Annotated in this window: 11 protein-coding genes; 2 read left to right on the top strand and 9 right to left on the bottom strand. The window is 66.3% G+C overall.

From position 1 onward, the window contains the following. Window positions 1-47: 47 nt before the first annotated feature. Entirely contained in the window at window positions 48-536 is a 489-nt protein-coding gene (locus CYU59_RS19720; protein ID WP_293001773.1) for a helix-turn-helix domain-containing protein, read from the bottom strand. Between the two features lie 92 nt (window positions 537-628). Between CYU59_RS19720 and CYU59_RS19725 the strand changes: the two genes are divergently transcribed. Then, a complete protein-coding gene (locus CYU59_RS19725) occupies window positions 629-1,813 on the top strand; it encodes a thiolase family protein (protein WP_293001775.1) in 1,185 nt (394 codons plus the stop codon). 24 nt (window positions 1,814-1,837) lie between these two features. Here CYU59_RS19725 and CYU59_RS19730 read toward each other — a convergent pair whose 3' ends face one another. The 5 genes from CYU59_RS19730 to CYU59_RS19750 form a co-directional block, all read right to left on the bottom strand. Then, complete coding sequence (locus CYU59_RS19730) at window positions 1,838-2,242, bottom strand: PAS domain-containing protein (RefSeq protein WP_293001777.1); 405 nt, start codon at window positions 2,240-2,242, stop codon at window positions 1,838-1,840. 213 nt (window positions 2,243-2,455) lie between these two features. After that, the gene (locus CYU59_RS19735) at window positions 2,456-2,992 is read right to left on the bottom strand and encodes a hypothetical protein (RefSeq protein ID WP_293001779.1); all 537 of its coding nucleotides are present in this window, start codon (window positions 2,990-2,992) and stop codon (window positions 2,456-2,458) included. Window positions 2,993-3,038: 46 nt separating this feature from the next. Then, complete coding sequence (locus CYU59_RS19740; protein WP_293001781.1) at window positions 3,039-4,727, bottom strand: GMC family oxidoreductase; 1,689 nt, start codon at window positions 4,725-4,727, stop codon at window positions 3,039-3,041. Continuing rightward, the gene (locus CYU59_RS19745; RefSeq protein ID WP_293001784.1) at window positions 4,724-6,214 is read right to left on the bottom strand and encodes an NAD(P)/FAD-dependent oxidoreductase; all 1,491 of its coding nucleotides are present in this window, start codon (window positions 6,212-6,214) and stop codon (window positions 4,724-4,726) included. Before CYU59_RS19745 ends, CYU59_RS19740 begins: the two co-directional genes overlap by 4 nt. Window positions 6,215-6,301: 87 nt before the next feature. Further along, window positions 6,302-7,363 carry an AraC family transcriptional regulator gene (locus CYU59_RS19750; protein ID WP_293001786.1) on the bottom strand — a complete coding sequence of 354 codons (1,062 nt, stop codon included), beginning with the start codon at window positions 7,361-7,363 and terminating at the stop codon, window positions 6,302-6,304. Between the two features lie 86 nt (window positions 7,364-7,449). Here CYU59_RS19750 and CYU59_RS19755 point away from each other — a divergent pair, with 86 nt between their 5' ends. Beyond that, window positions 7,450-8,742, top strand: a complete 1,293-nt coding sequence (locus tag CYU59_RS19755; RefSeq protein ID WP_293001788.1) for a cytochrome P450 — start codon at window positions 7,450-7,452, stop codon at window positions 8,740-8,742. On the opposite strand, the gene CYU59_RS19760 is transcribed toward CYU59_RS19755, so the two are convergent. From CYU59_RS19760 to CYU59_RS19770, 3 genes are all read right to left on the bottom strand, one after another. Further along, complete coding sequence (locus tag CYU59_RS19760) at window positions 8,739-10,391, bottom strand: acyl-CoA synthetase (RefSeq protein WP_293001790.1); 1,653 nt, start codon at window positions 10,389-10,391, stop codon at window positions 8,739-8,741. The genes CYU59_RS19755 and CYU59_RS19760 overlap by 4 nt on opposite strands. An 8-nt stretch (window positions 10,392-10,399) precedes the next feature. After that, window positions 10,400-11,020: a PaaI family thioesterase gene (locus CYU59_RS19765; protein WP_293001792.1), complete on the bottom strand. Its 621-nt coding sequence runs from the start codon at window positions 11,018-11,020 to the stop codon at window positions 10,400-10,402. Between the two features lie 64 nt (window positions 11,021-11,084). Beyond that, on the bottom strand, window positions 11,085-12,077 hold the full coding sequence (locus CYU59_RS19770) for a Rieske 2Fe-2S domain-containing protein (RefSeq protein WP_293001794.1): 993 nt from the start codon (window positions 12,075-12,077) through the stop codon (window positions 11,085-11,087). Window positions 12,078-12,140 lie beyond the last annotated feature (63 nt).

Raw genomic sequence — 12,140 nt, forward strand, 5'->3', positions numbered from 1 at the left:
CGTACATGGGCGCGGGGCCGCGCCGGAAGATGCCGGTCGGGGTCGGCTCAGGATTCGCGGCTGCGACTGCGCTTGATCAACTCCACGCCGAGCTCCTCCGGCGGCACCGGATGACCTTCGGTGCAGCGGATCTCGACGGACGCATCGGCGCCGCAGCCGAGATGGGTGAGCCGTAACCGATTGCGTCCCGGAAGATGTCGCTGGCCCCACTCGAACATGGCCCACACCACCGGCATGAAGTCGGTGCCGGACTCGGTGAGGATGTATTCGTCGCGGGTGCGTTGCCCGGGCTCACGGTAGGGCCGCCGCGTCAGGAGGCCGAGTTCGACCAGTTCGGACAACCGTGCGGCGGCTGCGGCTTTGGTGATTCCGACGCGGTGGGCGAAGTCGTCGAACCGGGTGGTGCCGTAGTAGGCCTCGCGCATGATCAGCATCGCGGATTTGGTGCCGAGCGCCGCCATGGTCTTTTCGATCGAGCACTGGCCGACCGCCGTCCAGGCGTCGCGGTCGGCGAGCACGCCCTGCAGGAGTGTCATAGATCACCTTATTTCTGGGTTGCTCCCAGTATACCTAGGTGTTACACCTGGGTATAGCTGGGTAAACCTAGCGCTGGACTCAAGGAGGAGCCATGTCATACCAGGATCGCGATGCCGTCATCGTGGGAGCGGTGCGCACGCCCGTCGGCAAGGGAAAGGCCAACGGCGCGCTACACGGCGTTCTGCCCGCTGACCTGTTGGCGCACAGTCTGCGTGAGCTGGTAGCCCGCACGGGTGTCGACCCGGTTCAGATCGACGATGTCATCGCCGGCGCGGTCACTCAGGTGGGCGATCAGGCCGTCAACATCGCGCGCAACTCGCTGCTGGGCGCGGGCTTCCCGGAGTCGGTCCCGGGTACCACCATCGACCGCCAGTGCGGCAGCAGCCAGCAGGCGATCAGCTTCGCGGCGCAGGGCGTCCTCGCCGGCGCGTACGACATCGTCGTCGCCGCGGGAGTGGAATCCATGAGCCGGGTGCCGATGGGCACCTCGGTGCTGCCCGGCAGTAACCCGTTCGGCGATGGCATGAAAGAGCGTTACCCCGAGGGTCTGGTGCCCCAGGGCATCAGCGCAGAGCTCATCGCGTCGCGCTGGGGATTCTCCCGGGCCGATCTCGACGAGTTCTCCGCCAACAGCCACGAAAAAGCTGCTCGCGCAACCAAAGACGGGCTGTTCGAGAACGAGCTGGCGCCGATCGCGGGGCTGAGCACCGACGAGATCATTCGGCCTGGCACGACCGTCGAGACGTTGGCCGGTCTGAAGCCGGCCTTCTACGACCCGGCGGTGGGAGAGCGCTTCCCCCAGATCAATTGGGAGATCACGCCCGGAAACTCGTCGCCGCTGTCCGACGGCAGCGCCGCGGTGCTGATCACCAGCGGGGCGGCCGCCAAGCGGCTCGGTCTGCGCCCGCTGGCCCGGATCCACACCACCACCGTGGTCGGCTCGGACCCGCTCTACATGCTCACCGGCGTCATCCCGGCCACCGAGAAGGTGCTGCAGCGCGCCGGCCTGAAGCTGTCCGACATCGACCTGTTCGAGGTCAACGAGGCCTTCGCGCCCGTGGTGCTGGCCTGGGCCAAGGACATCGGGGCCGACCTGGCCAAGACCAACGTCAACGGTGGCGCGATCGCCATCGGACATACGTTGGGCGCCAGCGGTGCTCGCATCATGACGACGTTGGTCAATGCGCTGGAGCAGCGCGGCGGCCGGTATGCGCTGCAGACCATGTGCGAGGGCGGCGGCATGGCCAACGCCACCATCATCGAGCGACTGGACTAACCGGGCAGTCGTGCACGTGGAGCGTCAACACCGTTCGGTGTCGGCGCTCCACGTCAGTTCGGTGATGTCAGTGACACCGATCAGCAGGACCTCGTCGGTGGCGCGAACGAACGGTGTCGGGGATATCAAGCAGCGCACCAAAAAGTCTTCGGGGTGGAACCAGTCCACGACCATCGTTCCGGCGGTGCGGAGCGCGGTGACGAAGTCTCGGGCCGGGGTCGCCGAGTGCCCGGCGAGCAACTCGGGAAGTCGCTGTCCGATCAGCCTGACCGTGTCGGGCCGGTGGCCGAGCATGGTGGCGAATGCGGGGTTGCTGTAGAAGACGACGCCGTCGAGCCGGACGGCCAGCATCGGGATCGCCAATTGGTCCAACAACGTCGACGCGGGCATCTCGTGGAGGTAGCCAGAAGTATTGGGTGACGTGGTCATGTGATCCTGGCGGGCGGGCGTCGCCTTGAATGTCGGGTCCGGAGCGATTGCCCCTCGACGTTGCGCGGCGGTGTCGCACGGCGCAACTCTTCCCAAACCTGCTGGTTTTTCAGCAGCTTCAAAACCTACCCGATCTGGTCGGATCGCGGAGGTCGAGGGATATCGCCGGGCTCTGAGCAGGCGTTGGGCCGGCCTACCGGACGCGATTACCGATCACAGCCAGCCGGTCCGTGCGGCGGCGACCGGCTCGGCGGGGGCCGGTGCCAGCTCGCCGCTCTTCACGCCGTCGAGCATGCGCTTCACCGCGGCGACGATGTCGGGGGCCGCGGCCGCGAGTCCGGCTTTGTCGGCTTCGCTAACGTCAGCCGGATCGACACCCGCACGGGTCAACACCGCGTCAGGGTCGGCGAGTTCACCGGCCAGCCAGGAGACCGGGTCGGCGGACAGCTCGGGGACGAAGTTGCGTCGGCCCGGCTCCCATTCGGTGAAGCGGGGGTGGTGGTGCGCACGGTCCAGGGTGCCGGGCGGGCTCGCGGTGGAGCCGAAGAGGTCCACCCGCCAGACCGGGCGCTCGAGTGAGATCGGGACACCGGCGTAGATCGACCCGCGCGGCTCGCCCTTTTCGACGAGGCGCAGTTCCAGCCTGACTCCCCGCTCGGGAGTTTCCTGGCCTTCATTGGGGGTGGGGTCGACGAAGAACATGTCGCCGACGACGACACCGAGAGTTTCGAATCCGAACGCTGCGAACATGCCTTCGAGGGTAGACCCACCCTTCGGACCGGGTCCGGCCCGCGAACTACAGGGCGGCCGGCGCACCCGCGGGTACCGCTGGGCGGATCGGCCGCACCGGAGCGATCCGGACATACGGCGAACCCGGAGCTGGGCGTTCGTCGGGCTCACCCTTGTTGGGCCACAGCGAGGTGGCCCGCTCCGCAAGCGCGGTGATGGTGAGCGACGGGTTGACACCCAGATTCGCGGTGATCGTCGAGCCGTCGATCACATGCAGCCCGGGGTGGCCGTGCATGCGGTGGTAGGGGTCTACGACACCTTCGTCCGCGCTCTCGCCGATGATGCAGCCGCCGATGAAATGCCCCGTCATCGGGACGTCGATCATGTCCGACCAACCGCCGCCGGCGATGCCGTCGAGGTGGTCGGCGGCACGTCGGGCGACCTCGTGGCCGACCGGGATCCAGGTGGGGTTCGGTTCACCGATGCCCTGGCGCGACACCAGCCGTCGCTTGAAGAACTTTCGCCGGGTGAATGTCGTCAGCGAATTGTCGTGAGTCTGCATCACCAGCAGCGGGATCGTCTGCTCTGACCAATGTCTCGGGTTGAACAGTCGCCAGAGGTCCCGCCGTTGGCGCGCGAACTCCTTGATTCCGCTGCGCCAGCGCCGTCCATTATCCGACCCGTCGACCAAGACGGTGCCCAGCAGCCCCATCAGGTTGGAGTCGTGACCGTAGCGACACGGCTCGACATGGGTGTGCTCGTCGGGATGGATCGAGGATGTGATCGCGACGCCCTCCGAATAGTCGACGTCGTTGCGGCGTGCCCGCACCGCCAGGATCGACTCGGAGTTGGTCCGGGACAGCTCGCCGAGCCGGGGCGAGATGTGCGGCAGGCTCCCGCGATCCCGCAATCGGTGCAGCAGCCGTTGGCTGCCCAGGGCGGCCGCCGAGAACACCACCTGTTCGGCGGTGAAGGTGTGGTGTCGGCGCCGCAGCTTGCCACCGGTACGACGCGTCATCACGTCATACCCGCCGTCGCTACGCGGTCGGACGTCGACGACCGTGGTCAGCGGGTGCACTTTGGCGCCGAGCTTCTCGGCCAGGTACAGGTAGTTCTTGACCAGGGTGTTCTTGGCGTTGTGCCGGCAACCGGTCATGCATTCGCCGCAGTGCCGGCAGGCCCGCCGTTCCGGGCCGGCTCCGCCGAAGTAGGGGTCGCCGACGTCGGCGCCGGGCGCGGCGAGTTCCCCGTCAGAACCGGTGAAGCAAACCCCCACGGGGGTGGCGTGGAAGGTGTCGGCGACACCGAGGTCGGTGGCAATCTGCAGCATCACCTTGTCCGACGGTGTGATTCGCGGATAGGTCTCGACGCCGAGCATCCGCTTGGCCTGGTCGTACCACGGCTCGAGTTCGTCTTTCCAATCGGTGATGCCACTCCAGCGCCGGTCGGCGTAGAACGCGTCGCCGGGTTGGTAGAGGGTGTTCGCGTAGACCAGTGAGCCGCCACCCACCCCCGCGCCGCTGAGCACCACCGCGTCGGACAGTACGTCGATCCGCTGGATTCCGTAGCAGCCGACCGAAGGCCTGAAGATGTAATCCCTGACATGCCAAGAGTTTTTGGCGAAGTCCTCGTCGTTGAAACGGCGACCCGCTTCGAGCACGCCTACCCGGTAACCTTTCTCGCTCAGCCGCAGCGCGGTGACGCTGCCGCCGAAGCCGGAACCGATCACCAACACGTCATAATCGAATCCAGTCATGCGTCGACCTCCTCGGCCAGCTTGGGGCTGATTGCCCGGTAGTCCGCGATTTCCGTTGTCCGCGTGCGGCGTTGGTATTCGTGTACCAGGCCCGGCCAGTTGGTGGTGACCCGGCCGGAGGCGGCCCGGTACCAGGAATCGCAGGAGCTCCACACGCCGCGCTCGAGCCGTGACTGGATGTCATCGTCGTACGCCTGCTCGACGTCGTGCCGGACCTCGAACGCGTGGGCGCGACCGCGGGCGATTTCTTCGACGATCTGCCGGATGTAGCGCGCCTGCTGCTCCATCATCAGGATGATCGAGCTGCTGCCGAGATTGGTATTCGGGCCGTAGATCAGGAACATGTTCGGAAATCCCGGCACGGCCATGCCGAGGTGCGCACGGGCGCCGTCGGCCCACTGGGAATGCAGATCGCGCCCGCCGCGGCCGCAGACCCTCATCGGCGCGAGGAATTCGGTGGCTTTGAAACCGGTGCCGTAGATGATGACATCTACGTCGTGTACCCGGCCGTCAGCGGTTCGCACACCCGTCGGCGTCACCTCTTCGATCGTCTCGGTCTCGACATCGACGTTGTCGCAGGCCAGCGCCGCATACCAATCGCTGCTGAACAGCACCCTCTTACAGCCGATCGGATAGTCGGGCGTGAGCTTGGCGCGCAACACCGGATCTTTGATGTGCCACTTGAGGTTTGCCGACGCCAGCAGGCCCACCAACCGGGCCAGCGGGGCCGCCTTGGTCAACGCGAGGCTGAAGAACTCGGTGATGTTCCAGATCAACTCGCGCATGGCGGCGGCGAACCCCGGTAGCGTGCGGAACGCGGCGTGGTGAGTGGTGGTGTAGGCGCGATCCGGCTTCGGGATCACATACGGCGCCGACCGTTGAAACACGGTGACTTGCTTGGCAATTCGGCGAATGCGCGGGACAAACTGAATTGCCGATGCGCCGGTGCCGAGTACCGCGACACGCTTACCGGACAGATCGACGTCATGTTGCCAGTCGGCGGAATGGAAGGACGGGCCGGCGAATGTGTCGAGCCCGGGTATGGCCGGGAGCGCCGGTCGGGACAGCTGGCCCACCGCCGGGACGACGATGTCGGCTTCGAGAACCTCGCCGTGGGACGTCCGCACCCGCCAGGTGGCCGATGCGTCGCGATATTCGGCCGAGGTGACCTCGACGCCGGTGCGGACCAGCTCGCGCAAACCGAGGCGGTCGGCGGTGTCGCGAATGTAGCCGAGGATGTCGGGTTGCTCGGCGTAACGGCGGCCCCAGTTGGTCTTGCGGGCGAACGAGTAGGAGTACAGGTTCGACGGGACGTCGCAGGCTGCGCCGGGATAAGTGTTCTCGCGCCACACGCCGCCGACGTCGTCGGCCTTCTCCAGGATCGTGACGTCCGCGAGGCCATCTTTGGACAATTCGTAGGCGGCGGCCAGTCCGCCGAATCCGGCTCCGATCACCAGCGCCCGTGGGCGGTGATTAGTCGTAGTCATGATGTTCACGCTAGGAGTTACACCCGCTGCGCCCGCAGTCGATTGCGGTCGAAAAATCCATAATTCCGGCCAACCGGCCGGTGACGATCACACTGCGAGCCGCGCCCGAGGCGCCGCCGACCGCTGATAGCGGGCTGGGGTCGTTCCCGTCCAGCGCTTGAACGCGGCGATGAAGCTGGTCGCCTCGGCATAGCCGAGCCGCTGCGCGACGTCTTCGACCGACAGCGCGCCGGTCGCCAGCAGCTCCTCGGCCAGCACCCGGTGCACCTCCTCGACCAGGTCGCGGAAGGTGGTGTGCTCCTCGGCCAGCCGCCGCCGCAGTGTTCGCTCGCTCATCGCCAGATGGCGGGCGACGCCGGCGACGGTGTGCGGTTCGCCGTCGATCGAGGCGAGTCGGTCGCGAACCCGGCGGGCGACACCGGTCAACTGCCGACGGCGTTCCAAAAGGTCCTGGCACTGCTGCATACATGTCGCGACGGTGATCGCACTGGCCTGCGGCAGCCGGTTGTCGAGCAGGGCGGCCGGAAACCTGGCCGCGTTCAACGGCGCCTCGTACTGCGGGGTCACACCGAACATCTCCCGGGCCGCGGCATCGCCTGACGCCGGTGCGGGCGCAGCGAACTCGATCGAGGTGAACGGCACGGGGTTGCCCAGCAACCCCGCCATGACCCGGGCGATCGCCGCGAGATCGCGTCGCAGCAGGAATTCGGCGACCGGACCGGACAGGTCCGGCAGCTGGAGTCGCAGCACCGCGACCGATCCGTCGACCGTCACGCTCGGCAAGGAGAAACCGTAGCTGAGCTCGTAGAAGCGGGCGGCGAACCGCACCGCGTCGCCCAGCGTCGAGCTGGTCAGGCACGCGAAGCCGAATATTCCGAGCGATCCGACGTGGTAGCCGCCGCCGACCCGCACGCCCAAATTCGCGGCGTCGCCCAACAGGTCCACCAGGTTGCCGACGACGGCCAGCTCCTGACGGCCGACGATCATCCGGTCGGGGTCACGGAGATCCGCCTCCGAGAGTCCGGAGTCCTTCAGCACATCGGCGACGACGAGACCGTTGTCGCGACCGAACTCGGCCATCAATGCGACGCTGACCGTGCTGCGCGGGAAATCCCAATGCGACACCTGTTGGCCCGCGAACACCTTCATGCACTTCAGTATGGCCAAACGAACTCGGAAGGGGCTGCGGCGGCGCATTAGGCTCAACGCATTCGATCGACACGGAGAGTGGACGCATGGACCTGCCCGTCCGGGACTGGACGCATTGGGCGACAGGCTATGGGTTGCCGCGCACGATGTTGAATCTGCTGGCGCGCCAGGGTGATCCGATGGCAAAGCTGCTGACGATCGACCGCAATCCGGTCGACGACATCTATCCGCTGATCGAGCAGGTCCGGGCGCGGGGCCGGATGTCCCGGGTAGCCGGGGCCGGCTGGGTGAGTGCTGACGCGCAGATCCTGCGCGCGGTGTTGCGCGACAGCCGGATCAGGACCGCCAAACCCCGCGACCGGTCACCGTTTCGGGCCGGCCAGTGGCTTCTGGCCAGAACCGACCCCGGGCTGATGAACCCGATCGAACCGCCCTCGATGCTGGTCACCGAGCCTCCCGAGCACGCCCGGCTGCGCCAACCGGTGACGCGGGCGTTCACGCCGCGGGCGCTGGACCGACTTCGCGCGGGTATCCACAACCTCGCCAACCGGTTGCTCGACGATCTGGACGGCGCGACGGAGTGCGACCTGGTCGCGAAGTACGCCGCGCAGATCCCGATGGCGGTGATCACCGACATGATGGCGATACCGCGGGACGACACGCCCTACCTGCTCGACGTCGCGGAGACGGCCACGAGCCTGCTCGGCAGCATCGGTGCGTCGTGGCGCGCCTACCGGTCGGCCACGACTGTCTTGCGCGAGTTCGAGGGGTACGTCGGCGCGCACATCGAGCGGCTGCGGGACAGCGACGAAGACAGCATCCTGTCCGACGTCATCCGCAACAGCGATCTGACCGAGGCCGAGCTCAAGATGCTGGCGGCGCTGCTTTTCGGGGCGGGGTTCATCACCACGACGCACATTCTGGGCAAGGCGGTGATAGCGCTCGTCCGTCATCCGGACCAGCTCGCCGTTCTACGCGCACACCCCGAGGGATGGCCCAACGCCGTCGAGGAGATTCTGCGCTACGACACCCCTGTCCAATTCGTGCCCCGGGTCGCGGCCGAAGACGTTGACATCGAGGGGTATTCGGTCCGGGCGGGTGAGGCGATATTCATCATGTACGGCGGGGCCAACCGTGACCCAGCGGTCTTCGACGATCCGAACGTCTTCGACACCACCCGAGCCAATGCCCGCGATCACCTCACCTTCGGCACCGGCGTGCATACCTGCCTGGGCGCGGCACTGGGTCGGATGGAAGTCCAGATCGGCCTGCAAACCCTGTTCGAGCGGTTCCCGCGGCTGAGCCTGGCCGGCGAACCGGTCTACAACAACATCATCGGCTTACACGGGCTCAAGCAGCTTCCGGTGTCACTGGGCTAAGCCTCGCTCACCGCCTGCTCGCGGGCCCACCGGTAGTCGGCCTTGCCCGCCGGGCTGCGCAGTATGGCGGCCCGGAACACGATTGCCTTCGGCAGCTTGTAGCGCGCCAAAGTCTGTGCGGCATGGTCGATCAAGTCGCCGGCCTCAGCCGTCGCGTCGTCGTCGAGCGCGACGACGGCGACCACCTCCTGGCCCCACCTCTCGCTCGGCCGTCCGGCGACGACGACATCGCGGACAGCGGGATGCGATGCGATCGCGGTCTCGACCTCTTCGACGAAGATCTTCTCGCCGCCGGAGTTGATCGTCACCGAGTCCCGGCCCAGCAACTCGATACACCCGTCGTCGCGGTGCCGTGCGCGGTCACCCGGAATCGCGTAGCGCACGCCGTCGATCACCGGGAAGGTTGCGGCGGTCTTTGCAGCGTCACCCTTGTAACCCAGTGGTATATAACCCTTTTGGGCCAGCCAGCCCATCCCGTCGTGGCCCGGCTGCAGGAGTGAGCCGTGATCCTCGGCGGCCACCACGGTGTCGGGTCCGGTGCTGAAGGTGCCCGTCGAAACCCCGGCCGCCGTCGACATGTGGTGCATCTGGCCACCGGTCTCCGACGAGCCGACGCCGTCGATGACGATGGCGTTGGGCAGCACTTCGATCAACCGCTGCTTGACGAACGGTGTCAGCAGCGCGCCGCCGTTGGCCACCACCGCCAACGACGACACGTCTGCAATGCCCTTCTCGATGGCGGTGACGAGTGGGCGAGCCACCGCGTCGCCGACCACAGTCACCGTTATCACCTTCTCCCGCTCGATGGTGCGGACCACATCGTCGGCGTCCAAATGGTCTACGACGGAGGGGAATACGACGGTTTGGCCGGTGGTGATCGCTGTCATGACGCTCCACTGGGCGGCGCCGTGAATCAGCGGGGGCAGCACCAACAGCTTGGTTCCGACGCTGCCGGCCAGTCTGCCGACGATCTCGTCGAGCGACGTGCTGGGCTCGCCGGTCATCAGGTTTCGACCGCCGAAGGACGTCATGAAGATGTCGTGCTGACGCCACAGCACACCCTTGGGCATGCCGGTGGTGCCGCCGGTGTAGAGGACGTACAAGTCGTCGGGGGAGTGCTCGATGTCCGGCGAAGGGGCTGGCGAGCTGATCGCGTCCTCGTAGTCCACGGCGCCGTCGAGCAGCGGGTTGCCCGAATCGTCGGCGATCTGGATCAGGACCCGCAGTTGCGGAAGATCCGGCAGCACCTCGGCCACCCGTGGCGCGAACGCGGCGTGATAGATCAGTGCCGTCGCGCCCGAGTCGGCCAGCAGATATTGCAGCTCGCTTTTGACGTAGCGGTAGTTGACGTTGAACGGTGCGACCCGGGCGCCGAAGGCCCCGATCAGCGACTCGACGAACTCGTTGCCGTTGTAGGCGTACAGGCCGAGGAGATCCTGTCCGGCCTGATGTCCGTCGAGCGCCGATCGCTCGGTGTGGCAACCCAATCCGCGTGCGTGCAGATAGGCCGCCAGCTGCCGTGACCGGTCGATGATCTGCGCATAGGTGTACCGCTTGTCGCCCTGGATGATCAGTTCGCGGTCCGGAATCGTGGCTGCTACGGCCGCGGTGACGGCGGGAACGGTGAATTCGACTGCGCTGTCGGACATCTAGACCCTCACGGCTGGTGTGGAAGCAAGCGGACCATCAGGCCGTTGGCTTCGCTGAGGACGGCGCCGTCGGCCGATGTCATAGTAGCCTCTATGAAAACTTTCCTACCATCGATCTCCCTGACCGAGCCACGGGTTTCCAGCGGCTCGCCGATCGGGGTGATCTTGCGGTAGTCGACGTGCAGAAATGCGGTCCTGGTCGGGAAGATGTTCGCCGCGGTCACGGTCATACCGAACAGCCAGTCGTACAGCAGCGGAATGATTCCGCCGTGCACTGCCCGGTTGCCGCCGATGTGGGCTTCGGTGAAGTGCCCGGTCATGGTGACGCCGTCGGCGCTGGAGTCGGCCACCGTCCACGGCGGCATCAACGGGTGGCCCAGACCCGGGATGCTCAACACCCGGCCCGCCACCGTTTCGGTCTCTGGAACCTGGTGGCCGTCCAGGATCGCGCAGGCGCTCTCCAGGTGCTCGGCGGCGGCGGCCCACCGCGAACCGCCCGGGTCGGTAGAGACGGTCAGGTCCTGCAGGCGGCGCAGCGCCGTGACGTATCGGCCCAATTCCTCGGGGGCGTCCTCGACCGGTCGAACGTCGGGGAATCCGCCACGGGCTGCGGGCGCGGTATCGGTCACGAAGTCCTCTCATCTGACCGGCTCCACGTCTGGAGCTGGTCGTCGGTGGGCTCGGTCAGGTCCGTCACGCCGGAACTTCGTAGAACTGGGTGGCCCACTTACGCAGCGCCATATACCCCTTGGCGTCTTCCTTGGACAGCGCCGGGTTTTCGACGTACCTCTGGTAGCGCCAGATCTGCAGGTCGTCGAACACGGTTGAGAGAAAGTGCTTTTCAATGGTCTGCCGCAGATCGTCGGGTGGTACGTCAGAGGCGTCGCCGGGCAGTCGTGGCCACCAGATCGAATAGAACAAGTCCGAGCACCCGTCGTCGACCGGGGTGCAGGTGAAGATCAACCGGTGGTTTTGGGCGCCCTCGAACACACTGATCGCGCCACCCAGGCCGAACAAGTGACTGTGGAACCGCAACGCGAGGTCGCCGGGGTCGTCGCTGCGTGCATCCGGCCAGCCCGCGACGAAGTGCCATTCCTGGTCGACGATCTTCCAATCCAGCACCCGGGGCGTCACGGTGGCGTGATGGACGTACTCGAAATGCGCACTGTCGGGCGCGTTCTCGGCCACGATCTGCGGATGCACCGGCTCCCGCTCGGCGCGCCGCGAGAACTCCGGATAGGCGCGGTAGTACGCCGCCGGGTCGGTCTCGAACTGCGGAAACTCCCCGAAGATGTCCGGCATCTCCCACTGTGGCTCTTTGCCCTGCGGCTGATGCCAGATGAAAACGCAGTCGTACTGCTCGATTACGGGATACACCCGCAAGCGCAGCACCTTGTTGGGACGTTCCGGTTGATAAGGGATGTACCGGTTGGTGCCGTCTGGTCCCCAGCGCCAGCCATGGAACGGGCACTGGATGCAGTCGCCGACCACCGTGCCGCCGTGGCCGATGTGGGCACCGAGGTGTTTGCAGTGGGCTTCCATCACGTGGAGTAGGCCGCTTTCGTCGCGGTAGGCAACGAGCTCCTCGCCGAAATAGTGCAGCGGCCGAGCCTCGCCGATCGGGAATTCCGGCGACCAGCCGACCATGAACCAACCAGTGACTTTCCAGGTGAAGGGTACTTTCACACCGGCTCCTAAGGCGCTCGTGGCGACGATACTAAATACGTTACAGTATGGATTCCAATTCCT

The organism is Mycobacterium sp., assembly GCF_002863225.1.
Taxonomy (GTDB): Bacteria; Actinomycetota; Actinomycetes; order Mycobacteriales; family Mycobacteriaceae; genus Mycobacterium.